The sequence below is a fragment of the Paenibacillus physcomitrellae genome (assembly GCF_002240225.1).
In the GTDB taxonomy this organism is placed as follows: domain Bacteria; phylum Bacillota; class Bacilli; order Paenibacillales; family Paenibacillaceae; genus Fontibacillus; species Fontibacillus physcomitrellae.
In genome coordinates this window covers 713,667-737,762 of the sequence record NZ_CP022584.1, presented here as the reverse complement: position 1 = coordinate 737,762, position 24,096 = coordinate 713,667, and the positions used below count along the sequence as shown (strand labels likewise).

General features: G+C 49.9%; 20 protein-coding genes and 1 other annotated feature. Of the genes, 3 read left to right on the top strand and 17 right to left on the bottom strand.

All coding sequences use genetic code 11. The annotated features are described in order from the left end of the window. Window positions 1-69 precede the first annotated feature (69 nt). From CBE73_RS03355 to CBE73_RS03320, 8 genes are all read right to left on the bottom strand, one after another. A complete protein-coding gene (locus CBE73_RS03355; RefSeq protein ID WP_094092998.1) occupies window positions 70-1,494 on the bottom strand; it encodes a family 43 glycosylhydrolase in 1,425 nt (474 codons plus the stop codon). Window positions 1,495-1,564: 70 nt separating this feature from the next. Beyond that, the gene (locus CBE73_RS03350) at window positions 1,565-4,006 is read right to left on the bottom strand and encodes a glycoside hydrolase family 31 protein (RefSeq protein ID WP_094092997.1); all 2,442 of its coding nucleotides are present in this window, start codon (window positions 4,004-4,006) and stop codon (window positions 1,565-1,567) included. Window positions 4,007-4,382: 376 nt separating this feature from the next. Further along, the gene (locus CBE73_RS03345; RefSeq protein WP_157739382.1) at window positions 4,383-4,607 is read right to left on the bottom strand and encodes a helix-turn-helix domain-containing protein; all 225 of its coding nucleotides are present in this window, start codon (window positions 4,605-4,607) and stop codon (window positions 4,383-4,385) included. Further along, window positions 4,604-4,891: a hypothetical protein gene (locus tag CBE73_RS21835; protein ID WP_157739379.1), complete on the bottom strand. Its 288-nt coding sequence runs from the start codon at window positions 4,889-4,891 to the stop codon at window positions 4,604-4,606. Before CBE73_RS21835 ends, CBE73_RS03345 begins: the two co-directional genes overlap by 4 nt. 154 nt (window positions 4,892-5,045) lie before the next feature. Continuing rightward, window positions 5,046-5,471, bottom strand: a complete 426-nt coding sequence (locus CBE73_RS03335) for a hypothetical protein (protein WP_229752550.1) — start codon at window positions 5,469-5,471, stop codon at window positions 5,046-5,048. Between the two features lie 197 nt (window positions 5,472-5,668). Next, complete coding sequence (locus CBE73_RS03330) at window positions 5,669-5,971, bottom strand: putative quinol monooxygenase (protein ID WP_068695241.1); 303 nt, start codon at window positions 5,969-5,971, stop codon at window positions 5,669-5,671. Between the two features lie 231 nt (window positions 5,972-6,202). After that, window positions 6,203-8,506: a thiamine pyrophosphate-dependent enzyme gene (locus CBE73_RS03325; protein ID WP_094092994.1), complete on the bottom strand. Its 2,304-nt coding sequence runs from the start codon at window positions 8,504-8,506 to the stop codon at window positions 6,203-6,205. Next, window positions 8,503-9,525: a 2-oxoacid:acceptor oxidoreductase family protein gene (locus CBE73_RS03320; protein WP_094092993.1), complete on the bottom strand. Its 1,023-nt coding sequence runs from the start codon at window positions 9,523-9,525 to the stop codon at window positions 8,503-8,505. The genes CBE73_RS03325 and CBE73_RS03320 overlap by 4 nt, the downstream gene beginning before the upstream one ends. Before the next feature lie 178 nt (window positions 9,526-9,703). Here CBE73_RS03320 and hcp point away from each other — a divergent pair, with 178 nt between their 5' ends. After that, window positions 9,704-11,392: a hydroxylamine reductase gene (gene hcp / locus CBE73_RS03315; RefSeq protein ID WP_229752569.1), complete on the top strand. Its 1,689-nt coding sequence runs from the start codon at window positions 9,704-9,706 to the stop codon at window positions 11,390-11,392. A 129-nt stretch (window positions 11,393-11,521) separates the two neighbouring features. On the opposite strand, the gene CBE73_RS03310 is transcribed toward hcp, so the two are convergent. Further along, entirely contained in the window at window positions 11,522-12,307 is a 786-nt protein-coding gene (locus CBE73_RS03310) for a glucose-1-dehydrogenase (protein ID WP_094092992.1), read from the bottom strand. A gap of 200 nt (window positions 12,308-12,507) precedes the next feature. Beyond that, window positions 12,508-13,269 (bottom strand): SDR family NAD(P)-dependent oxidoreductase, encoded by a 762-nt coding sequence (locus CBE73_RS03305; protein ID WP_094092991.1) that lies wholly within the window; start codon window positions 13,267-13,269, stop codon window positions 12,508-12,510. A gap of 465 nt (window positions 13,270-13,734) precedes the next feature. On the opposite strand from CBE73_RS03305, the gene CBE73_RS22340 reads away from it, so the two are divergent. Continuing rightward, the gene (locus CBE73_RS22340; RefSeq protein ID WP_280523006.1) at window positions 13,735-14,127 is read left to right on the top strand and encodes a MarR family winged helix-turn-helix transcriptional regulator; all 393 of its coding nucleotides are present in this window, start codon (window positions 13,735-13,737) and stop codon (window positions 14,125-14,127) included. Window positions 14,128-14,240: 113 nt separating this feature from the next. Continuing rightward, window positions 14,241-14,432, top strand: a complete 192-nt coding sequence (locus tag CBE73_RS22335; RefSeq protein ID WP_229752551.1) for a hypothetical protein — start codon at window positions 14,241-14,243, stop codon at window positions 14,430-14,432. 2 nt (window positions 14,433-14,434) lie between these two features. On the opposite strand, the gene gltX is transcribed toward CBE73_RS22335, so the two are convergent. The 7 genes from gltX to CBE73_RS03265 all read right to left on the bottom strand — a co-directional run bounded on the left by gltX (window position 14,435) and on the right by CBE73_RS03265 (window position 24,085). After that, complete coding sequence (gltX, locus tag CBE73_RS03295) at window positions 14,435-16,093, bottom strand: glutamate--tRNA ligase (RefSeq protein ID WP_094092990.1); 1,659 nt, start codon at window positions 16,091-16,093, stop codon at window positions 14,435-14,437. A gap of 43 nt (window positions 16,094-16,136) precedes the next feature. Further along, window positions 16,137-16,383: a binding site (T-box leader), on the bottom strand. 75 nt (window positions 16,384-16,458) lie between these two features. Continuing rightward, window positions 16,459-17,547: a glycoside hydrolase family 88 protein gene (locus tag CBE73_RS03290; RefSeq protein ID WP_229752570.1), complete on the bottom strand. Its 1,089-nt coding sequence runs from the start codon at window positions 17,545-17,547 to the stop codon at window positions 16,459-16,461. A gap of 85 nt (window positions 17,548-17,632) precedes the next feature. Then, window positions 17,633-19,174 carry an extracellular solute-binding protein gene (locus CBE73_RS03285; protein WP_244905518.1) on the bottom strand — a complete coding sequence of 514 codons (1,542 nt, stop codon included), beginning with the start codon at window positions 19,172-19,174 and terminating at the stop codon, window positions 17,633-17,635. A gap of 145 nt (window positions 19,175-19,319) precedes the next feature. Then, window positions 19,320-20,189, bottom strand: coding sequence for a carbohydrate ABC transporter permease (locus tag CBE73_RS03280; protein WP_094092989.1), 870 nt, complete (start codon window positions 20,187-20,189; stop codon window positions 19,320-19,322). 13 nt (window positions 20,190-20,202) lie between these two features. Further along, entirely contained in the window at window positions 20,203-21,165 is a 963-nt protein-coding gene (locus tag CBE73_RS03275; protein WP_094092988.1) for an ABC transporter permease, read from the bottom strand. A 52-nt stretch (window positions 21,166-21,217) separates the two neighbouring features. Then, window positions 21,218-23,068, bottom strand: coding sequence for a sensor histidine kinase (locus CBE73_RS03270; RefSeq protein ID WP_229752553.1), 1,851 nt, complete (start codon window positions 23,066-23,068; stop codon window positions 21,218-21,220). Then, entirely contained in the window at window positions 23,069-24,085 is a 1,017-nt protein-coding gene (locus CBE73_RS03265; RefSeq protein WP_174704651.1) for a response regulator transcription factor, read from the bottom strand. It abuts the gene before it with no gap. Window positions 24,086-24,096 lie beyond the last annotated feature (11 nt).

Genomic DNA, 24,096 nt, shown 5'->3' with positions numbered 1-24,096 from the left:
ATAAAAAAGCAGCTCCAGAGTGCTCCGGAGCTGCTTCATCTTCATGCAGAATGTCACACCAGCTTTTTTTTATTCCAATGTAAAAGAGGCCAAGCTTGCGCTTCCCGCACCCTTATAAGTGAAATACAAAGCCTGTGTGCCGTCCGGCACGGAAATGTCTGCCGCATATTCCTTCCAAACATTGGTGAAATGAACCGGAATCGTTCCCAAGGCAGCCCCGTCCCACTTCGTTTTGACCTCGAAGGCTCCGCTGCAATACCCCCGTACCTTGATCCTGACCTTACTTATTCCCTGGCAGTTGAAATATTTAAAGCCGGCCGTAGCCGAATCCGTCATATTCGCAATGTAGCCTGTTTCCTCGTCTCCATCCCTGCCATCCTGGGTAATCTTCGGAAAGCGGCTGTCCAGCCAGGCCCCGATTTCACCGAATCCGCCGGTATACAGCTGTTCGTCTTTAGTGAAGAGGTTGCAGGCAAGGTAGGCGGGGTACTCCCCGCGTCCCTCAAGAGCTCCCCCATTCGGTCCGCAGGAGGTCATTTCAACCTGAGGGATCGTCCCGTCGTCTTCAAAGCTAATTCGTTCTATGCACCCCTGCCGGTTGAAAGCATCTCCGTTGGTATGCCTATGGTAAAAGATATACCAGGCTCCATTAATTTCAACGATGCTGCCATGATTATTGCCGCCGTAATACATCGGCTTGTCAGCCGGTTTATAGGCGTCGATATGAAGATCACAGTTGCTTACGATAACGCCCTGATATTCAAAACCTTGGGTGGGAGACTTGCTGGTGGCATAACATAATTCATGCATGACGATAGAGGAATAAACCAAATAGTAGGTATCTCCCCTTTTCCGGATAGAAGGGGCTTCAAAAAATTCATGTCCCTCAAATCCGCTTCCTGCGCTATAGGGCTGACTCGGTGCAACGAATACAGGCTCTTCTACAATCGTCAGCATGTCGGGTCCGAGCACCGTCGCCATCGCGCCATGTCTCGATTGATCTCCAGCCGCACAGAAGCCGGTATAAAGATAAGTGTACTGCCCTTCAGTCAGCACGCCCGGATCGAATTGGGGCTCATCGCCTTCTCTTTCTCCAAGACGGGTGCCGTCGGCGTATTTAACGTAACCGTAGAATTCATATTTTCCGGCAGGGGTATCGCAGACAGCGACAGACACAACGGGCACCTTATCCAGCACATAAAAAAGATAATACCGTCCGTCAGGGCCTGCTGTAACGTCCGGAGCATAAAGACACATACTGCCGTCAGGATTAAGCGGGTCATCCGTTTTCCGATAGATTACCCCTTCATATCTCCAGTCTCCGAGATCGTCCGCCGGCGCCGACCAGCAGACGTAGTCGTTTAGACAGAAGACATGTCCGTTAAAGCGGTCATGCGAGCCGTACACATAAACTCGGCCATTAAACACGTAAGGTTCGCCGTCCGGGACGTATTCCCAGGATGGCAGGTACGGATTGAATCCTTGTTTTTTCATGCAGGACACTCCCTCGTCTACAAAAATAGGCATTTATTCAGATTACATTCCTTCTTGTTTATTGCTTCTTCTACAGAATAACGTTTTCATTCAGATCGCCTTCTCGGACAAGGAGCGAGCTGCCTTGGTACGAGACAAGACAAGCTCCGGGCTGGCCGGCGATCTCTACAGCAAACTGCAAGGTTTCCGGCATCCCGTCATAGCGGCCAAGCCGGTCCCCTATCGTCAGCGTTCGATCCTTTTCAGACCAACTCAGTTCAATTTGCATAAAAGCTCCGTTTTCGTAATCGTAATTATCTCCCTCATCGTCATATAGCGTAAAAACGGCATCTGTGCCCGGGTACACTTTCAGCCGCGTGACGGCATTAGAGGCCGGCCGTTCATCCGCATACTGAATGTCCGGTCCAAGCGGAACAATCGAGCCTGCTCGGACAAATAAAGGAAGAGTCTGCAAATCCGCTTTGGCTTCCACCCTTCGTCCTCCCTCCAGACATTCGTCGGTCCAGTAATCGAACCAGCTGCCGCCAGGAAGATAGACGCTGCGTGATTTCCGGGTGCCTTCAAGAACCTTGGAGTCAGGACCGTAATACATAGCTTGGGTAACGGGCGCAACAAGGAAGGCCGGCCCAAACATAAACTCGTCGTCGATATTGTGTGCGCTTACATCTTCGCGGAAATCAAAGGCAAGCGCCCGGAGCATGGTGTAATTCTGCTGGACCACCGCTCCTGCAAGCGAATAAATATAAGGCATCAGTCTATACCGGAGTTTTAAATATTTTACCAGGGTGTCGTACATGGGCTCGCCAGGCTCCCCGAATTGCCAAATCTCCCTTGGGGTATCCGTTCCATGGGAACGGAACATCGGAAGAAAAACGCCGTATTGGAACCAGCGGATATAAAGCTCACGGTACCCCAGATCGGCTGCTCCGCCGTTATAATCCCCCTTCCAGAACCATAGCTCCGGTTTGTTGTGCACAAAGAAGGCTCCAATATCCAGGGTCCAATAGGGCGAACCGGTTGCACAAAAGGACAATCCCTCCGCTATCTGCTTTCTGAACGTCTCCCAATTCGCGGAAATATCTCCTGACCATGTTATCGTGCCGTAACGGTGCTGTCCGGCATAAGCCGACCGGGTCAAGTTCACAACCCGTTTCCGGGAGGTTACGGACCGTTGTCCTTCATAGATGCCTTTGGAATGCAGCAGGGAGTAAGCGTTGATATATTCGGGGTCCAGGTAGAGTTTGGCTTCTTCCGAGTTGATCAGCATCCGCTGCTCCGGTTCCGGTTTGACGGCTCCCTTCCAGTCCGCCTCAAAAGGCTCGGAACAATCACACCACCATGCATCTATCCCATGAATAAACAGGCCGTCATGGGTTTGCTGCCAATACAGCCGGCGCGCCTCTTCCTGAAAAGCGTCATAGGTGGCCTGGTTGCCGAGCAGGTATCCCCTTTCCTTCATTTCCCGGTGGTTATCACCGCCATCCTTCATGATCGGCCAAATGGATACCATTAGTTTGGCATCAAGCTCATGGAGCTTTTGCATCATTTCCGCCGGAGAGGGAAACCGCTGGGGATCCAGCGACTTTTGGCCCCACAGATCGCCCGTCCAGGACTGCCAATCCAGCACAATACAGTCAAGAGGAAGCGCACGCGCGCGGTACTCCTGTACGGTTGCTATCAGCTCTTCCTGGGAAACGTAACGCTCTTTCGATTGCACGTAGCCGTATGACCATCTCGGCAGCATAGGTGCCCCGCCAGTTAAATAACGAACCCCTTCTACAATCTGATCGAACTCCGGTCCGTAAATGAAATAATAGTCCATCTCATCGTCCACATCGGTCCATAAGTAGGAGCCGAAGGCATCATCATGAAAACTCATCAAGGAGTAAGAATCCATCAAAATGCCATAACCCTTCGTAGAGAGAAAGACCGGAACAACCGCTTTCATATTTTGCTGATATAAAAATTGGTGTTTGCCCCGGAGATTCAGCATGCCCTCTTCATGGGAACCAAGCCCGTACAGCGCTTCATCCGGCTGCCACTCAAATTCCAGCTTGGTGTGGTAGGCCTGCCTGTCTAAATAGCGGTTTATCCCCTCCGCCCGGACCTTCAGACCATCCGCGCCGCGATCACTCTCCAAGCCGCCCGAAGTATCAAAAGCCGTCCGGTAAACGTCGATGCGCTCCAGCATCTTGCCCCCTCTTTCCGGCTCTTTCGTCAGCAGCCTACCCTGTTTATCCAGGTAACTGAAGGCACAAGTAGCTTTGTTTATTCGGATTACGAATAAATCGGTGGAAAGCTCCAAATGCTCCGTCTGATCCAAAAGTGTCCACTGAACCTTGTTTATTGGCCGACTCTGCTCGATCATAAGACTTTCCTTGTCGCTAAAATGCGAATCCAGGGTGTAACGAATTCTCGCAATTCCAGGGGCGGATAATGCAATATGCATGAGCCCAGCATCACCAACCAGCGTCACACCGGTCTCATCCTTGTAAAAATGACTCAGCTTCAAAGCATCGCTACCTTTCTGTTATTTAGTCAAATGTATGGTAGTTCCAGATACAATGATATTACTGTATTTTCAGGTTATCTACGTCATTTTTACGGTCTATGGACATAATATTACGGTTGATTAAGCCGTGCATTAATCAGATCGATTATTTAAAAAGATCAGGTAAAATATCAGCCTTTAAGAAATATCAACATTTTTCTGATATTCATAAACAAAACCTTCATAACCACCCAATAAACGAACAGTACCATTATTAATGTGATATCGCTTCAGTAAGGATCTCTTCAGTGGAGGGCTCTGAGGGAGTTGATCGTTGAGTTGATCCGCCAAATATCCTAAATAAGCTTGACATTGCGAAGACAAGCTGATGTCACCGTCACGAGTTGATACCTTCAGGTTGAATGTCATTCTGTTTCACACTGATTTGCTGAATGTACTTCTGGGGAGTAAGGGATTCAGACTTTTGAAAGGTGCGCTTGAATGTGATTTCATTTTCATAACCAACCTTTTTGGCGACTTCCGCCACATCGATTTCATTTGCATCAAAATATTCTTTAGCTCGATGTACTCTTAATAACTGAAGATAATCACTAAAATTCACTTTGACAGGACTTTGAATATTTTGGATATCGCGGATACTGAGAGACCGTGTAAATCAGCAATTTGTTGTAATGAAAGATTAGAATCGCAATAGTTTTGCTCGACATATTCCAGAATTTCGATACCCGTCCCCTTTGTAGACTCCAGGTTGAAATACTCGAGACGGCTGCATATCAATTGTGAAAAAGCCATGAGATAGTTCCACGCCCATGCTGCATCAGTCGATTGCTGAATCATTTCAAACTCTTGTCTAGATTGTTGAACATCCAGATCAGTTTCTTCCATAATCTGACGGACCACCTTAAAGTTTCCCACCTTCAACTGATTAATAAGCTGAATCTCCCAGTCGATCGGGTAGTAATACCTATTCTCTATACCGTTCACTTTAACGATCGAATTGACCGGACTTGAAATAAGTTCCTTCGCGTTCTGGTAGGACTTACTCACTCCAATCAGTCCATACTCCAGCGTCCCTTAATAAACGAACCAATTCTTCTCGCTTGATCATTTCAAATGAAAAACCATTCGGCGGTGTCACGGGCTGTATTCTTTTTACATCAGGTAGAAAATGCAAGTAAAAACCTCTGATAAAAGGCAAGGAGAATACGTTATCCCTGTCTTTGCCCTGCATCTGAGCTTTAGCGATCGCCAACCGTTCGGGTGTGGCAGACACTACAATGGATTTCCCCATTGACACTATTTCAAAAAAACGTTCCTTCCTCGGAAATGGCCTTCGTCCAGGATTTTCTTTAGCTTCAACAAAAATAATGCTGTTCTTCTCAGCGTTCAGGTCATCGATCGAGCAATTCAGGTCAATTGTAAGTTGTGATTGCACAAGGAACAGTATTTCTTTTTGTGCCATCATCTTTATCGTTATCCTTCCTTTCGCTTGCGGGACGCAACAAATGTGGTTGTCCTATTGATACAATTAATAGATTTATATGAGAAGTCGAGGTTATCCGAGTCGAAAATAGTAAAGCAAAAAAATCAAAACCCCACTGTTAAGTGGGGTTCAACATTTCTTTTATATTTCCTGCCTTTTATAAAATAACCACCCCGGTTTTAGACACCTTTTCCGCCCTGCGGCCGGAGTTTTATTTGTTCGATTCCGGAAATTAGAGGCCTAGCTTTCCTAATTAGCTCTTTAGCAGATTCTAAAGTTAATGAAGCTTCGTGAGCGGATGGATCATTCCAAATTTCGGTTACCCAAATGCTATTAGGATCATTTTCAGGAAGATTGACCACATACAAATCACACCCCTCAATGGACTGCATGGCGTGAGCCGCTTCAAGCAACATTTCCAGGAGAGTTTCCCTTTGCGCTTCAACCGCCGTAAATTTCGTATACAAACCTAACTTATCCATTCTTGTCCTCCTTAAATAGGCTGGCTTAATGTGTTTGCACATATGAAATTTTTATCCTGAAAGTTACAGGCATAGTCCTATTCCGTATTATCGCTTCCAGTTATACCTCTTGTTAATTTCCTCTATTATAAGCCAATTCCGCCAATGCTTCTATATCCTCTTATCATTAAAGGATCAAGAATGTCGTACTCCCGTTAGAAACGTTAGAAATGCCATATCCCCCGCCTCAACCTAAAGCAGCGGATTCTCGTGTTTCGCTTTCAGGATCGACCAGCGCCGCTCGACTTCACGTTCAAATTCACCAAGCATCGCTTTGTTCTCTTCCTTGAGCAGGTGTCTGGATTTCCCCATATATTTTAACCAGTCGCTGAGCGGTACCCGTTTGTTTTTTTCCTCCGGATTATACGTGATGTTCGTTTGGCCCTGCTCGACTTCATACAGCGGGAAGAAGCAGGAATTCACGGCTGCGCGGACGATATTTTCCCCTTCTTTGTCGTCAGACTTCCAGTTCAGCGGGCACGTGATCAGCAGCTTGCCGTAGACAGTGCCTACATGTTGGGCGTACCACTGCGCTTTGGCCGCCTTCTTCACCAGATCCTGCGGGAAGGCTTCTGTGCCTGTAAATACGTACGGAATATGCGCCGCCGCCATCATCTGCACCGTATCTTTGTGATGGAACGGTTTGCCCTGCTGCTGTTTGCCGACGCCGGACGTGCTGGTCATGTGGCCTAAAGGCGTGGAATACGAAAGCTGAGCGCCGGTGTTCATGTAGCCTTCATTGTCATATTCCAGGATGATCAGATTATGGCCCCGCAGCGCCGTTCCGATGGCCGAACCCATTCCGATGTCCATGCCGCCGTCGCCGGTCACCATCACAAAAGTGAAGTCCTCGGGTACTTCGATTTCCCCGCGCCGTTTCTTCTCGAGGAACGCCTCTACCGTGCCGGACAAAGTAGCCGGACCGTTTTGAAATAAATTATGAATGAAGCTCTGCTTATGTGAGTTGTACGGATAACCCGTTGTGGTGATATAAGCGCAGCCGGTATGGAATAAAGTGACGACATTGCCTTCAATCCCTTTGAAAAAGAGCTCCAGTCCCGGGAAAATCCCGCAGCCCGGACAGGCTCCATGGCCGGAAGCGAATCGTTTCGGTTTGGCGGCAAGCGCCCGCATCGGCGGCACTTTCACGGACAGCTTGTTTGTCGCCTCATCCGCCTTGACGGTGATCAGGCCCGATTTAAAGCTGTCCCCGTTCATTGGCGCAAGGACCGGCTGCAGCTTCTGAGCTTCAAGGCCTGGCGTTTGGCCGTAATAGTCAAACGGCACCTTAGCATAACCCAGCTCCATCGCCTCCAGCGTCAGGGCGAAAAAGGCTTCCGCGTCATCCGCGTAATAATCTTTCCCGCCAAGGCCGAAGATGCGGGAAAGTACAATCGGTTGAGGCTGCGGTCCGCGGATTTCCTGCAGGGCCGCTTTGACCTCATGCGTCAAATTGGCCCCGTTAGCGCCGTAAGAATCGGCACGTTCACCCACCAGCACCGCTTTGACGCCTGTAAGCGCCTCGCGGATTTCCTTCGCGGGGAACGGCCGGATGATATTCGGGCTGATCACGCCCGCTTTGATCCCTTTCGCCCGCAGCCGGTCTACGACGTCTTTGGAGGATTCAGCCGCCGAATTGAGCAGGAACAAAGCCACCTCCGCATCCTCCATACGGTACAGATCCAGCGGCGAATAGGATCTGCCGGATAGAGCCGCGTATTCCTCCGCCACTTCCTTGAAGACCTCGCCCGCACGATAGATCGCACCTGACTGCTGATAGTGGTTGTTCATCAAGTCTTCGCCGTTCATATAAGCGCCGACGACGATCGGTTTGTTCTCGTCCAGCACATGCGGGAATTCCGGTGGCTGTTCCCCTACGAACTGCCGGACCGTGTCCCGGTCAGTAAAGATTTGCACCCTGCGTTTCTGGTGCGAGGTGAAGAAGCCGTCATAAGCGACGATGACCGGCAGGCGTACATCTTCATGCTCGGCAATGCGCAGCGCCATAATGTTCAGGTCATACACGGCCTGCGGCGAACGAGCCGTTAGAATTACCCAGCCGGTGTTCAGGCCGTAATAGAGATCGGAATGGTCGCCGCGGATGTCCAGCGGTCCGCTGACGGCCCGGGTCACCAGGTTCATGACCATAGGGAATCGGGTGCCCGCCTGCACGGGAAGCTGCTCGATCATATAAAGGAAGCCGTTTGCGCTGGTGGCGTTGAAGACCCGCGCTCCGGCTGCTGCTGCGCCGTAGCAGATTCCCGCCGAGCCATGTTCCCCGTCAGCCGGAATCAGCTTGATGTCGTGCTCGCCGCGCGTACGCATCATGTCGAGATATTGGGCAATTTCCGTGGACGGCGTAATCGGAAAATACCCCATAATGTGATAGTTGATCTGGGCGGCGGCCATGGCCGCCATTTCGTTGCCCGATTCAAAGACGGCCGTTTGGTCGGCCGGAACCTTTTGCTCCGTCATTTCTTTAGTTTGTACGTTCATGACCGGACTCCTTCCGCTGTGAAATAAGGAAATGGTTGCGGCACGCGGTGCTGCTCGGCATAATGCGGCTCTTCCAGCATCTCGGCTAAAGCCGTTGTCGGGCACGCCTGCACACATTTCAGGCAGCCTTTGCAGTACTGGTAATCGATGCCTTTCATGAACATCTGCAGGTTGCCGCGTTTATCCGGCTTCTGTTCCCAGACGATGCAGAAATCCGGGCATACCGTATCGCAGGCGGCGCAGTGAATGCAGTCCTCCTGCTTGTATTCCGGCAAATACCCCTGCCGGGAGCCGCTAAGATCCTTCAGCACGCTGTTTGCCGTAACTTTAAGGATTCCGCCCGGCTCCTGTGTTTCAAAGCCGAGGACCGGCTGCGGTCTGGAGAATGCCGCTGCGTCCGTAAGCTCCGTGTTATTTCCTAACGCGAGGAACTGGACTTCGTTATATCCCCGGTCAAAGGTCCGCAAATTCGGCTCGACGAGATGGGGCAGCTTTTTCTCAAATGTTTTGCGGATGACCTGCCGCATATCGTCCGGATTCAGGAAACTGCAAATCCGGAACAAGGCGCCAAGCATTGCCGTATTGACTTTGGTTTTCTCCTCGACGGCGATTTTCAGCGCATCGATCGCGGCCAGCGTACCCTGCGTCATCTTCAAATCCACAGCCACCTCGGAAAGATTCCGTGCCGTATTCACCAGCACCGTTCCATCAGGCCGTAATCCGCTTACGACCTCAACTGTCTTATATAACGCTTCATGAAATACGCCGACTACATGCGGCTGCTCAATAGGGCTGTGATCGCGGATCTCTACCTGAGGGTCACAGAACCTTACGAAGCTTTTGACCGGCGAACCTTTTTTCTCCGAACCGTAGCTGGAGAAATTGGAACCGTTCAGACCTGAGCCGGTCACTCCGGCTTCGGCCAGCATTTTTCCGGCCAGATTGGCACCTAGTCCTCCGATGGATTCGAGACGGATCTCGTAGAATCCCAGTTCATTTTTTTGAGGCAAAATCGACACGTTCACTCCTCATTTCTTCATTGTTCTTGTAGGGGAATGACTCCAGTTTAAGAGAAGAAACGAACGGGGTTAGTGATCTTTCTCACAGCTGAATAAATTGTGATTGAAATCACAAGTCCGACTTTGACGGCGGGCTATACTGCCTAAATGAACGAGTGAAACCGGGAGGAGAAAAATGATGAATAACAATGCGACAGAACAAACCTTAAACCATCAGCCGTCCATGTTCTGCTTTCAATGCCAGGAAGCATCCAAAGGAACGGGCTGCACCATTGCCGGGGTATGCGGCAAACCACATGACGTAGCGAATCTGCAGGATCTGCTCATTTATCTGCTGAAAGGGATCTCTTTTCTCAGTCTGGATGTCCGGCTGCCGGAAGAACTGGAACAACGCGTATCGCTGTTTATTATGGATTCCTTGTTTGCGACCATTACGAATGCGAACTTTGACCGCGAGGTGTTTGTGGGGAAAATCCGTGAAGCCATCACGCTCCGCGGCGAGGTGCGGGCTTATTTTAACGAACAATATTCGGAAGGAACGACCCATCTCCCCGATGCGGCCGTTTGGGAAGCGGATCACGAAGCCGCTTTTGATGAAAAAGCACGCACCGTCGGTGTCCTCTCCACCCGCGACGAAGACATCCGCTCCCTGCGCGAGCTGATTACTTACGGCTTGAAGGGGATGGCAGCTTATACGTACCATGCGCTTCACCTGGAGAAGGACGACAACGAACTGAACCGGTTTATGCGCCGCGCGCTTGCGGCTACGCTTGACGACAGCCTTGAGGTGCAGGATTTGGTAGCTTTGACGATGGAAACCGGCAAATACGGCGTAAACGCCATGGCCATGCTGGACTCGGCGAACACCACTGCTTACGGAAATCCGGAGATTACGAAGGTGAATATCGGAGTCCGAAATCGTCCCGGCATTCTGATCAGCGGCCACGACCTGAAGGATTTGGAGGAGCTGCTGAAGCAGACGGAAGGAACCGGCGTGGACGTGTATACGCACAGCGAAATGCTGCCTGCCCACTATTATCCGGCCTTTAAGAAATATGAACACTTTGTAGGCAATTACGGGAATGCCTGGTGGAAGCAGAGCAGCGAATTTGAAGCCTTTAACGGACCGATTCTGATGACGACCAACTGCATTGTTCCGCCGAAGGACAGCTATAAGCACCGCATTTATACGACGGGCAACACCGGTTTTCCGGGCGTCCGCCATATTCCGGAAGGAATAAGCGGCGCTGCCAAGGACTTCTCCGCGCTGATTGAGCAAGCAAAAGAATGCCCGGCCCCAACGGAGCTTGAAACCGGCGAGATCATCGGCGGCTTCGCCCATGCTGCCGTGATGAACGTGGCCGATCAAGTCGTGGATGCCGTAAAATCGGGCGCCATCCGCCGATTCTTCGTCATGGCCGGCTGCGACGGGCGGATGAAATCCCGCAATTATTACACCGATTTTGCAGCTCAGCTTCCTAAGGATACGGTCATCCTGACTGCCGGGTGCGCCAAATACAAATACAATAAGCTGGATTTGGGCGAAATCGGCGGTATTCCGCGGGTGCTGGACGCCGGGCAGTGCAATGATTCCTACTCCCTGGCCGTCATTGCTTTGAAGCTGAAGGAAGTGTTCGGCCTTGAGGACATCAACGAGCTGCCGATTTCCTATAACATTGCCTGGTATGAGCAAAAAGCGGTGATCGTGCTGCTGGCCCTGCTGTATCTTGGCGTCAAAAATATTCACCTGGGCCCTACGCTCCCCGCCTTCCTGTCGCCTAACGTAGCCAAGGTGCTTGTAGAGAACTTCGGCATAGGCGGCATTACGAATGTAGAGGACGATATGAAAATGTTCCTCGGCGCCTGAGATGCCTGAGTGCCTGAGTGCCTGATCAAAAAATGCCCCTAGCCGGGGCATTTTTTTCTTTTGAATTTTAAAGGGTATGTTCAGCCCGCTTGTCCGGTCATTGGAATTCACATAGAGTTCTGTGGTCCGTTACCCGCGGCCTCCTTGGAAGGAAGGATATTTGGTCATGCCTCCGTCTGCAAACAAGGTTATGCCTGTAACATAGCTGGATTCCGAAGACGCAAGCCATACAGCAGCCGCTGCAATTTCTTCAGGTCTTCCGATGTAACCCAGCGGCACAAGCTCCTCAACCGAAGCACGCAGCTTAGGGTTTGCGAATTTAAGTGCATTAATAGGCGTGTTAATCGCTCCAGGGGCAATGCTGTTCACGCGAATTCCCTTAGGTGCAAATTCAAGAGCAAGCGTCTCGGTCATCATCTTGATTCCGCCCTTGCTCGCAGCGTAATGCAGAAAATGCGGCCACGGAATCGTTTCATGAACACTGGAAATATTGATGATCCGGCCTTTGATCCCGTGCTCCAGCATATAGTCAACAGCCTCCCTGCAGCCGAGAAACGCGCCGGTTAAATTTACATCAATGACCTGCTGCCAGTCTGTCAAACTCAGGTCCTGCGAAGGAACCTCGTTTTCGATACCGGCGTTGTTGATCATAATATCCAAGGAACCGAAATGCTGATGCGCCGCCTGCACCAGCTTCTTCACGTCCGCTTCTTTGGAAACATCTCCTTGCACGCCAATAGCCTGTCCACCATGCGAATGGATTTCATCAATAAGAGGCTGGACATCCTGATTACTACTGTAGTAATTGATCACAACATTTGCTTTCTCCTGACCAAAACGCCGTGCCATCGCCTCTCCGAGTCCGGTTGCGGCACCCGTAATAATAACCGTCTGTCCTTGAAGATCCTGATACATCCCGGAAACCTCCTGTCCGAATGACTGATATTCTGATAGGTTCAAATTTACATTAACCAATCCGTTCTTCACTGAATATGGCTTAACCGAATGGGGAGCAGGATCAGTTCAAGCGGCCGGCCCTTTGGATGGCTCTTTAAAAGATCGTAAAATAAAAAAAAGCTGCAATTTATGCAGCTTTCAAAGTATAACCCCAATACTCAAATCGCCGGCATGACATTGCCGCCGCTGACCGGGATATAAGCTCCGGTGATGAAGCTGGCTAAGTCCGAAGCCAGAAAAACAACTGCATTCGCGATCTCCTGGTCAGTCCCGCGTCTCTTGAGCGGCACGTTTTGGATATAATCGTCGCTTTCGGCAATGCCATTCGTGCGCTCGCGTTCACTGATCGTCCAGCCCGGTGCCACCTGATTGACCGTAATCTGATGTGCGCCGACTTCCTTCGCCAGCACCCGATAAACGCCGTCCATGCCTCTTTTGCCCGCCACATAAGCCGATTGTCCCGGGAAGTTCTGCATGGAGCATTCTGTATTGATGCCGATGAACCGTCCGCCCTTCTTCTCGATCATGGCCGGTATAAAGGCTTTCGCCAGATAAACGCTCTGCAGAACGCAGGACTCGAATTGGCTTGTGTAGTCCTCCGCTGGCTGCTCCAGCACGGAAGTCCACTGGTACTGCACAACCGCATTGGCTACGACAATGTCTACATGACCCAAGCTTGCTTCAACAGTTTGCTTCAGCGCCTGGATCGACTCCTGCTTCGTTATGTCGGCTTTGACAGCAACGGCACGTCTTCCGAGCGCTTCGATTGTACCCTTCAATTCAAGCGCTTTCGCTTCGTTGCTATGGTAATGCAAGGCGATATCCGCGCCGCACTCCGCAAGTGTATGAGCGATGACACGGCCGAGTTCTCCCGTCGCTCCCGTTACCAAGGCCGTTTTTCCTGAAAGATCTATCTTCATGTGTCTGTTCTCCTTCTATTAAATAGCATTATTGTCCAATATATTAACATAAACAGGATAAGCCGTCTAAACGTTTTAACCTGTTGCTAGATTTGTCCTTCGTCGTTATCATGAAATGCCATTCTCGATCCTATGATCGTCTTCGATCCGTGATACGAGACACGCCTTCATTTTTGGAACTCTGCGGAGAATATCGAACATGACTTTGTCCAGTAACGGTTGTTATCTTGCTTCATCGCGAGTGTTGAGATTGACACTTGAGAATCATTTAGGATGCATTAATTTAGGTAGGCTAAATATATGAATCATCCGTTCAGTGATAATGTCGCGTATTTAGTGAAGCAGATATTTAAGGATTTCAATCATGAATACGAACGAAGACTTGCTGATTATTCTCTTACCGCCACTCAAGCCAACGTGTTGGAGCTCATCTGGATTAATGGGGACGGGCTAACTCAATAGGAACTGCACGAAAGACTCAAAATTCGTCCTGCTTCTCTTACGAACCTGCTGAATACTCTTGTTATGGGCGGATGGATATTGCGCAAGCCGGATCAGCAGGACGCCCGCACGAACCGAGTGTTCTTGACGGAACAAGGCAAGGCTCAATGCAAAGTTTGTACGGAAATCATTACGGAGCTTGAACAAACGGTCAGACAAGGCTTGTCACCGGAGGAGGTGGCGTTGCTGCTCGTCTGGATGAAAAAAAATTCAGCGAAATTTATCGCCCCAATAAGCAAATGTAGAAGATTTCACTTCGAGTTTTTATTTAGAAAAGCTAAATATATATATTCCAAACCAATTCATCGGAGGAAAAACCAATGGTGTAATATTATTTATGCGCAGTTGTCACTTTGATCAGTGCGACCGTCAGCTTCGGGTTTTCGCTTGATGCTTATTCCAAGGCAAAGAAGCAAGGTGAAAGCACATTAACGAATGCAATGTACGCGATGTCCCGGAGCTTCTCTCTGTTGTTGGCATGTCTTATTCCGCTCTTTTATGAGACGTATGCCTATCTGCTGGCCGTATCGGTTGCCATGATTAGCGTACAATTTTTTGACGGGTTCGTAGGCGTTAAAGTGAAAAATACGTTTAAGACAATCGGTCCTTTCGCGACTGCCGCAGGCAATGGAATTTTATTGATCTTATTGTTATTGGATTAGCCCTACCCCGCTACAAATCTTTGCATCCGTTCCAGCACCCGGTATTTGCCCATAACCTGCATCATATCAAATAAATCAGGTGTATGAGTTCTGTTCGTCAGCGCTATTCTGAGTACCATAGCTACATCTCCTACATGCCCTTTGTAACGGTCAGGATCGGCTTTATAGCTTTTCATATCCTCGGCAAAGCCGAGTTTCCCGGCAAGCTCTTTCAGTCTCTGGAACCAAACATCTTGTTCGTCATCAAATCTATAAGTCTCGCTGAACCCTCGTACGACCTCCTTCGCCGTATGAACACTTATATTTGCAGGTAACTTATATCCACAGCTTATCTCTTTAACAAACCATTCATCATCATACAAAGATATCATCGTCTTCACGTCAGACCACTTGGAAATATCTTTTCTAGGTTTCTCCGCAGCTCGGCCTATATTGAGAATGTTAATCGTGTAATCTTTGTTCTTATCCATCAAAGAATAAAGCTCCGGATCAAATTCCTTCGACCAAGCATATACCTCGTCAAATACTTGCTTAGCCGTGAACCTTGCGATCACCTCTTTGCTGAGGTCATTTAGTTTATTCATGTCAAATAAAGCGCCGCTGGCATGCATTTTATCGGTCCGGATGACAAAGTCCCTAAATGACCGATGAGGATTCGCCATCCTCCATTCTTCAAAGTCAGAATTGATGAGATTCATGAAGTATTCGCTTATGGCTGCTCCCGGATATCCTTGTTCCCGGTAATACGCTGCGGTACCGTCCAAATCCTTCCGTTTGCTGAATTTACGTTTGGAAGCCCCTACTTGCTTCATAATGGGGGCGATATGACCGTATTCAGGTCTTCTGAAACCAAAGGTTTCAAACAGCTGGATATGGATCGGCACAGATGAAAGCCATTCATCCCCTCTAATCACATGGGTTGTACCCATCAGATGATCGTCTATGACATGGGCAAAATGGTAGGTAGGCAGCCCATTCGTTTTCATGATCACGATATCCTGGTCATTTTTCGGCAGCGTGGTCGCGCCTTTCACCAGGTCGTTGTACTCGATCCTTTTGTCTGTTGATCCTGAAGATCGAAGTCTAACCACAAAGGGCTTTCCCTTATCCATCTCTTCTTTGGCTTGCTCCCATGAAATATCCCGGTGTTTAGCCCATTTTCCATAATATCCGGTCGTAACTTTTAAGCGCTGCTGGTTTCTTCGGATCTGCTCTAAATCGTCCGGGTCGCAGAAACATGGATAGGCTAATCCGTTTCGGACGAGATGCTTAATAAATACCTTATAAATTTGTATTCGAGAGCTTTGCTTGTAGGGGCCATAGTCCCCTTGATCCTCACCGGATAGGCCTGGCCCCTCATCCACATAAATTCCGAAGTAGGACAAGGAATGGATAATATTGTCCAGACTGCCTTGAATTTCGCGTTTTTGATCTGTGTCTTCCAGCCGCAGGAAGAATACCCCATTGCTTTGATGGGCTAATCTTTCCGAGATCAAAGTGGCGTACAGTCCGCCAATATTAAGCGGGCCCGTAGGACTAGGTGCAAAACGCGTCACTACAGCATCAGAAGGTAAGTTTCTTGGCGGAAAAAAGGCATAAATATCCGCCGGCAGCTGCTGAATATCCGGAAATAAAAGTTCAGCCATCATCTCATTTGACATCGGAATCTCCTCCTATTGCTCAAAATAAAAAGCCTTCCATCCTGTTAAGGACGAAAGGCTTAGCTTCCGCGTTACCACCTAAATTGGTTAAAAACCCGCTCATGGTGCGACCATTAGATCCTGACGCACATTTCTTTAACGGGAAATTCCCGGTAGACCTACTCCCTCTTGCCTTATTCTTTCGGTCTACTGCTCCAAGGCTTCCTTCATTAAGCTCGAATACCCAATTTCACCGGCATGGGCTCTCTTTGATTCGAGGGATAATTACTCTTCCTCTTCACGGCATTTTACAATATGTGGATATGTTTAAAGATACGATAATTCAACAGCGGCAAGTTGTCAAGAATCATTTTGCCGGTTGTCCCTCAAAAAATCCGCCGCTCCCAGCCATTCAGCTTGGCCAGAGCCTCAAGAAAGAAGTAATCGCCGTAAATCAGGGAGACGTCCACATTTTGGCCGGCGGGCTTGTGCCCGGTGGCATGCAGCAGAATCGCCTCATGCTCTGGCAGATGCCAGGTCGCATAGCTCTGATCCAGCGATCTTATCATCCGCTTCGCAGCCAGACGGTACACCCTGCCCTCCTGCTCGGGAAGCAGCGAAGCCAGCTCCAGCAGTCCGGAAGCGGCGCAGGCCCCCGCCGAGCTGTCCCTCGGCTCATGCTGCAAATTCTCCGAGGCCCGGAAGTCCCAATGCGGCACCGCATCTGCCGGCAGATGGGCAAGGAAGAAATCGGCTACTTGTCGGGAGGCCCGCAGGTATTTCTTGTCGCCCGTATATGTGCAGGCATTCGCCATGCCGTACAGCGCCCATGCGGCGCCCCGGCTCCAGGCCGAATCGGGACTGGCCCCCTGCCCGCCGATAGCTCCCAGACATTCTCCCGTAACAGGATCAAAGTTTACGATATGGCATACCGAGCCATCCTTCCGAATAAATCGCTCCACCACCGTATCGGCATGCGCACGGGCAATATGCATGAAACGCGGATCGCCCGAGGCTTCGGCGGCCCAGAATAGCAGCGAAAGATTCATCGACGAGTCGATAATGGACCAGCCTAGCTTATCCTGGTTCCAGGCCCGCAGGAAACGGCCTGCCAAATTGTACCGGCCTGCCAGCAAATTCGCGGCGAACAAGCCGCGGCGCAGGGCATCGGGATCTCCGGTCAGCTTATATTTGATGACAGCGGTGGGCAGAAATTGAAAGCCGACATCATGGTGGAAGTTGTTCTCCTGCAGCATCATACGCTCAAGCCGTTCATCCCAGCTCCAGGCAGCTTGCTTGTAGGCTTCTTTCCCTGTTAGATCATACAGAATCCACAGCATGCCCGGCCAAAATCCCGTGGTCCACCAATCGAGCCGCATATCATCATATCTTCCGTCTGCCTTGGCAGCATGCGGAGATTTGTCGCCGATTTGCTCTAGCATGAACTCAGCTTTCTTTATGGTTCTGCCCAGCATTTCCGCAAATTCAAATGCCGGTTTATTCATGGTTGCTTCCCTTACCCTTTCCGGCTCTGTCCCTGTCCCTTTGTCTCTCTGCTCATTATTCCACATGGGCGTCCGGACCGATTTGAACGCCTTCTTTATTGTTGTAACGCTCTGTCGCTTCTTTGATGATTTCATTGCCGCCGCTGGCTCTCCATTCCTCAATGACCTTCGGCCAGTCGGAAATGTTCTCGGTGCCGTAGATCATTTTAATCATGTGCCCCAAAATAAACTTGGACGGCTCATCAAAGTTCGGCGCCAAATCGGGATACTGCAGGTAGCTGTCCAGCTCCGGCGTGAAGAAGAATCCCGCCCGTCCTTCCGACGGCAAAATCGTTTCAAAACCCTTCAGCATTTCTACGCCCTTAGGCTCAAACGGAAGCTTCTCTTTGTTGTAAGCATTGTCTTTAATCAGCCATAACCAGTCACGGCGCTGCTCGGACAAACGTCCCTCTTCATCGGTAGGCGCGTTATATTTGATTTCTCCGTTCTCGACCGTGTAATCCTCGCCTTCAATGCCGAAGGTGAAAAATTTCGCGCCTTCTTCCGTTGCCATATAATCGAAGAATTTGACGATGCCTTCCGCTTTGGTCTTATCAAGCTTGGCGTTCAGATAAGCCTGCTCCAGCGTGTTGCTGTACAGCATCATCCCGCCTTTGCCGTCCGGACCGGTTGGGGAAGCGATCATCTCCAGCTTGCCTTCAGGAACGGCCAGGCTCAGCTCGCTTTGATAGGTGCCCAGCTGATTGGCGTTGGCATTATAAATCCCCACTTTACCGGCATCGCGGTTTTTCGTCCACATAGCCCCGGTAATGGTAGCAAAGTCTTGAGCCATCAACCCTTCGTCGTACATGGCTTTGTAGATTTCCAAAGCCTTCATCATATTTTCGCTATCAAAAAACTTCGGAACAATCTCATCTCCCTGCTTCTCGTACATCGTGCTGTAAGGAAGCACATCGTAGGCGCCGAGGATGAAGTCGGCATATTTAAAGTTTTCGCGGAAGCCAAACGGCTGCTCAACCCCAATCTTCTTGAATGCACGCAGCACAGGAAGGAGATCGTCGATCGTTTTAGGCGCTTCTACCCCCGCTTTCTCCAGAAGGTCGGAGCGGATAAAGGTTGCGCGGCGTGATTGCACGCTCAAGTATTGCGGAATCGAATAAATATGTCCGTTATAAGTTACGGAATCCCAAACTTCCTTCGGGATCGTCTTCAGCAGATTCTGTCCGTGCGTCTCCAGCAGATCTTCCAGGGGCATGAACAAACCGGCTTCTACCGCACCCTTCATGGAGTTTGCCGTTGGCGTTGTATTTCCGACCAGCACATCGGGCAGCTCGCCGCCGGCGAACAGTAAGGAGATCTTTTCGCCGAAATCCTTATGCGGAATCAACTGAATCTGGATGTCGGTATTGGTGCGTTTCTCCATTTCCAGGACCCATTTGTCCTTATTCATGTCATCCACCGATTCGACGGCCTTCATGGCCAGCGTGCCTTTAGCCATCGTAAATTTGGTTACCGCAGGGCCGTCGCCGGATGCTGTATCTTCTTGGTTCCCTGAACTGTCTGCACAGCTTGCGAGCAAACCCGTCAACAGCATCATGCAAACAAAACTTATCATCCGCTTTCTCATCATTGGTCTGTCCCCCTTCAGATATTGTAGCGCTTTCATAAGCAACCCTAATTTATCATGGGAGAAGCGTTGTTCCCATGTGCTTAAATAAGGTCCAATGGTTTTTTTTATGCTGTTAGGATTTGATCGAGCCGACCATAACCCCTTTCGTAAAATGCTTCTGCAGGAAGGGATACACAAGCATAATCGGGATTGTAGCCACGACAACAACCGCCATCTTAATGCCTTCCGGTGAGGTCAGAACAGCATCTTGGGCCGGAGCATTAATGGTGGAGCTGTCGGTAATGATGAACTCCCGCAGCCGCACCTGGAGCGGATACAATTGCCGGTTATTAATGTAGTACAGGGCGCTGGCGTAGCTGTTCCAATGTCCAACGGCGTAGAATATGCCGAGCGTAGCCATTACAGGCTTGGAGAGCGGCATAATCACATTCCACAAGATCCGCATCTCGCCGCAGCCGTCGATCCGCGCCGAATCGATAAGCTCTCCCGGCAGGGCCATAAAGAAGGAACGCATCACAAACAGATTAAACGCGCTTATGGCTCCCGGCAGCATCAAGGACCAAAGCGAGTCGATCATGCCGAGCTCTTTAACGAGCAGATAGTTGGGAATCAGCGGCGCGGTGAAGATCATCGTCAGCAGGACGAAGATCAAAACCGGCTTTCGGTACAAATACTCCGATCTCGACAGCGGATAGGCCAGCAAAGCCGTCATGGCTAGATTCAGCAGTGTGCCAAATAACGTAACAAACACGCTCACGCCAAATGATCGCCAGATCAGCTTCTCCCCGACTACGGCCCGAAAGTTCGACAAGGTGAAATCAACCGGAAGGAAAAACACTTTTCCAGTGTTAATCGCCGCATTGCTGCTTAAAGACTGGGCAATGACGTGCAGAATCGGGAGAATCATGCTCAAACCCAGCACAGACAGAAACAGATAATTGAATAGGCTAAAAGCTTTTTGTCCTCTGGACATTCTTGCCATGGTCATCCCCTCCTCAATATAATCCTTCGCCGGTCATTTTTTTGCTGAGCCAGTTCCCTGACACAATCAGGACAAGACCCACTACGGATTTGAAGAGGCCGATGGCAGTCGTGTAGCTGTACTGCCGGTCAAGAAGGCCGGCCGAATAAATGTACGTATCGATAATTTCGCCGTTTTGCGAATTAAGGGTATTCAGGAAGACCAGGACTCTTTCAAAGCCAAAATCCATAAAGTGGCCGATCTGCAGCAAGAACAAAATGGTTACGGTAGGCAGGATGGCCGGAATGGTTATCGATAAGGTTTGTCTCCAGCGGCTGGCCCCGTCCATTTCAGCGGCTTCGTACAAATCGGGATTAATACCTGTCAGTGCAGCGAGATAAATAATGGTTCCCCAGCCCGCATCTTTCCAGATCCCCGAGGACACGAGAATGGTACGGATATAGGAGTTCTCACCCATGAAATAAATCGAATCAAACCCGAGCGAAGTAAGGATATTATTGACGATCCCTGTTCGCGGCGACAGAATCTCAATGGCGATCCCGCCAATCACCACCCAGGAGAGGAAATGCGGCAGGTATAGAACGGTCTGCAGGGTTCGTTTGAAGAACATCCGGCGTATTTCATTTAGCAGCAGCGCCAGAATAATCGGGACGGGAAAACCGATGCCCAAGCTGTAAAAGGCCAGCAGCAGCGTGTTTTTCAAAATCCGCAGAAAATCCGGGTATTGGAACATCCGCTCGAAATGGGCAAGTCCTACCCAAGGACTTCCTAAATAGCCTTTAAAAATGCTGTAATCCTGGAAGGCCATCACGGAGCCCAGCAGAGGAACGTACTTAAACAGCAGGAAATAAAGAATGCCCGGAATCGACAGCAGGTATAAAGCTTTATATTTTCTGAAATTTGACCATCGATCCCTCGGCGTCTTACGGACTGGAATCGGGCTGGAGGCTGTCTGGGGAACGGTGCTTTGTGCCATCGGAGTCATCTCCTATTTAAAAGTTTGGTACGATCATCGTACCTTATGGAGATCACACGGACGATGGCGCCATCTTTGTTGATATGGCTTTATTTACGATTTCGGCATGATCCGATTTCGGCATCACCATACGAACCACCGTTCCTTGGCCGGGCAGGCTCTCCACTTGCAGGCCGTACGCTTCGCCGAATACCAGCTGAATCCGCCGGTGAACATTCAGGAGGCCGATGCCTCCCTTGCCGTTCTGCGCTTCAGTCAACCGTTTGGTATTCAGGCTGGCGCGCAGCTCCAGCAGTCTGGCCTCATCCATCCCGGCCCCATTGTCCGAGACGGAAACGATGAAACTGTCTTCCTCCTCTTGTGCCTTGATGCAAATCCGATGATCGTCCTGAATGCCCTCAAAGAAGGCATGCTGGAATACATTTTCCACTAATGGCTGCAGCGTGAGTCTGACCATCTTGTTCAGCAAATAAGCCGGAGGAATTTCCACATCGAACTCAAATTCTTTTCCGTAGCGGTGCTTCAGGATGGACATGTAGTTCAGCACATGCTTCAGCTCATTGGCAACCGTGATTTCCTCGAGGCTTGTTTGAACGGAGTATCTCAGCATATAAGCCATGCTCTTGACGATTTCCGATACCTCGGCGGAATCCTGAACCGCCGGAAAACACACGATCGTTTCCAGCGTGTTGTACAAGAAATGCGGATTGATCTGCATTTGCAGCGCCTGCAGCTCCGCCTGCTGCCGTTCCAGCTCCGCTTCCCGTTTGAAGTGTTCTGCCTCATAGACTTGATCGATCAGATCGGAGAGCCGGTACACCATGGAGTTATAGCTCACAATGAGCTCGTCTACCTCGTCTTTTTTGCCGCTGAGCGGAATTCTTGTCCAGTCGCCTTTCTCGGCCTTCTTCATGCCGCGCCGCAGGTTCTGAATCGGGTTCGTAATGGAATAGCTGAGCCGATAGGCCATGACCAGGGCCACTATAAGCGTAATGGCGCCAATCCACAGCATATTGGTCCGCACCCGGATGATTGGCTGGCGCAGATCGTTCATGGGAATGGATATCTGCAGGTCCCAGTCTGTATATGACGAATGTAAGCCGACGATGAACTGCTCGGTGCCGTCTTCTTTATTGACGAAGGACTCCACACGGTCATCCGACAGCTTGATGCTTGAAGCCCAAGGCTGCTGTTGGCCGATTTTGGCCGGGTCGGTATGGTAGATGATTTTCCCTTGATCATCCGAGATGCTGAAATGGCTTTGCGGTCCCAGTTCGATTCCTTTCCACAGCGAAGATAAATCGGTGCTTCTAAGCTCTATCGCCAAAATTCCTTTATAGTCCATGGAGCGCAGGCCCCTAATCTTGCGGGCTAAAGTAATGTAATGGCCATCCTGTGAGGTCACGCCGTTGTTCAGAATCATCAGTTTGCCGTTGTCCGGAATCTGCTGAAACAATTGGCTGAAATAGGCTTGAGAGAAGGAACTGGTAGGGTCAACAGCCCCTCCTTGGTTTTCAAGCACTGTACGCCCGTCCTGGCGAACAATATACAGAGAAGAGATAACGTCCGGATAGCGAATCAGGAGCGGTTCGAAAGCATAATCTTTAATCCTGGAAATATAAAAGTAATTCTCGTAGTTGGAGCCCGGGTTCAGATCGAGGTATTCCTTGATGTCTATGTTGCTGAGCAAAGACAAGGTTGAATATTCATAGCTGCGAATATATTGTTCAAGGTGGTGCGAGGTAATATTGACGACCTGGGCCATGTTGGCCTCCGCCTGATCCCGCAGTTTGGCAGAAGCCCCATAATAAGTCGACAGCCCCAGGATAAATAAAGGCACCAGAATCATGATGACAAAGTAGGTATACAACCGAAACAGCAGGCCCTTTCTCCGCTTCATCATCTATTTGATCCCCAGCCTGCTGCGGAATTCAGTGGGCGTAAGTCCCTTTATTTTCCGGAAGGTCTTGGCGAAATGTGAATAATCCTCATAGCCGATCTCATGCGCCACGTCTACAATCCGGTAATGGGGCAGCGCCAGCAGCTGTTCGGCCAGCTCGATCCGTTTCTTCATCCGATAGTTGATAAACGTGGTGCCTGTCGTTTTTTTGAAATAGAGACTGAAATAATTGGGGGTCAGTCCTACAAGATTGGCGACCTCCTCGAGCGTGATCTCTTTGGCAATATTTTGCTCAATGTAGGACTTGGCTTCGGCCATCAGATCTTTAAATCCGCCCCGCCGCATGGCCAGCTCATCGGTTAGCTCGCGAATTTTCTCGCGGAATCTTCCGTCAACATCATTCAAGGGACTCTCTTGTATATAAGGAGCGGGTTCGGTATAACCGTGGCCTTTGGCTTTCAAGCGATCTAACACCGCCTGGAAGGAGTCCTCCAGCAGCTCTTTTAATTGACTGGGATGATCCGTGCATCCGCGGCAATAGCAAAGCCACTGCTCAAGCACCCCGTCCAGCTCCTGAAGCCGCAGCTGCCAAATATGCTCGGTCATCTCGTCCAGGTATTTCTCCGACTGCGTGGGGGTGAGCACGCCCTTCTTGTTTGCCTCCAGCAGCTTATCGAGCAATTCATGGATATCCGCTTTAACAACAGGCTTAAGCAAATACTCCTTCACCCCGTAGGTCATGCATTGTTTCGCATATTCGAATTCGGCAAATCCGGAGAGGACAACGACCGTAATAAAATTATAAGATTTGTGAATGCGCTTACAAAGTTCAAGACCATCCATCTTCGGCATTCGGATATCCGTAATGACCAGATTTGGCGGGTCCTGCCGGATCAGCTCCATTGCCTGCTCTCCGTTCTCGGCCAGCCGGATGCTGGCAAAGGGGGTGTGATAGGAGAGCAGCATATTTTTCAGCCCATTTCGTATAATCCTTTCATCATCGACAATCAAGATGTGCATGCCCATAACCT

Excerpts from the sequence above, each read along its gene's own strand:
- CBE73_RS03270 (WP_229752553.1), bottom strand. The coding sequence starts at position 23,068 with ATGATGAAGCGGAGAAAGGGCCTGCTGTTTCGGTTGTATACCTACTTT.
- gltX (WP_094092990.1), bottom strand. The coding sequence starts at position 16,093 with ATGTCAAATGAGATGATGGCTGAACTTTTATTTCCGGATATTCAGCAG.
- CBE73_RS03285 (WP_244905518.1), bottom strand. The coding sequence starts at position 19,174 with ATGATGCTGTTGACGGGTTTGCTCGCAAGCTGTGCAGACAGTTCAGGG.
- CBE73_RS03355 (WP_094092998.1), bottom strand. The coding sequence starts at position 1,494 with ATGAAAAAACAAGGATTCAATCCGTACCTGCCATCCTGGGAATACGTC.
- CBE73_RS03325 (WP_094092994.1), bottom strand. The coding sequence starts at position 8,506 with ATGAACGTACAAACTAAAGAAATGACGGAGCAAAAGGTTCCGGCCGAC.
- CBE73_RS03310 (WP_094092992.1), bottom strand. The coding sequence starts at position 12,307 with ATGTATCAGGATCTTCAAGGACAGACGGTTATTATTACGGGTGCCGCA.
- CBE73_RS03330 (WP_068695241.1), bottom strand. The coding sequence starts at position 5,971 with ATGGATAAGTTAGGTTTGTATACGAAATTTACGGCGGTTGAAGCGCAA.
- CBE73_RS03335 (WP_229752550.1), bottom strand. The coding sequence starts at position 5,471 with ATGATGGCACAAAAAGAAATACTGTTCCTTGTGCAATCACAACTTACA.
- CBE73_RS21835 (WP_157739379.1), bottom strand. The coding sequence starts at position 4,891 with ATGGAAGAAACTGATCTGGATGTTCAACAATCTAGACAAGAGTTTGAA.
- CBE73_RS03305 (WP_094092991.1), bottom strand. The coding sequence starts at position 13,269 with ATGAAGATAGATCTTTCAGGAAAAACGGCCTTGGTAACGGGAGCGACG.
- CBE73_RS03265 (WP_174704651.1), bottom strand. The coding sequence starts at position 24,085 with ATGCACATCTTGATTGTCGATGATGAAAGGATTATACGAAATGGGCTG.
- CBE73_RS03290 (WP_229752570.1), bottom strand. The coding sequence starts at position 17,547 with ATGCTGGGCAGAACCATAAAGAAAGCTGAGTTCATGCTAGAGCAAATC.
- CBE73_RS03275 (WP_094092988.1), bottom strand. The coding sequence starts at position 21,165 with ATGGCACAAAGCACCGTTCCCCAGACAGCCTCCAGCCCGATTCCAGTC.
- CBE73_RS03280 (WP_094092989.1), bottom strand. The coding sequence starts at position 20,189 with ATGGCAAGAATGTCCAGAGGACAAAAAGCTTTTAGCCTATTCAATTAT.
- hcp (WP_229752569.1), top strand. The coding sequence starts at position 9,704 with ATGAATAACAATGCGACAGAACAAACCTTAAACCATCAGCCGTCCATG.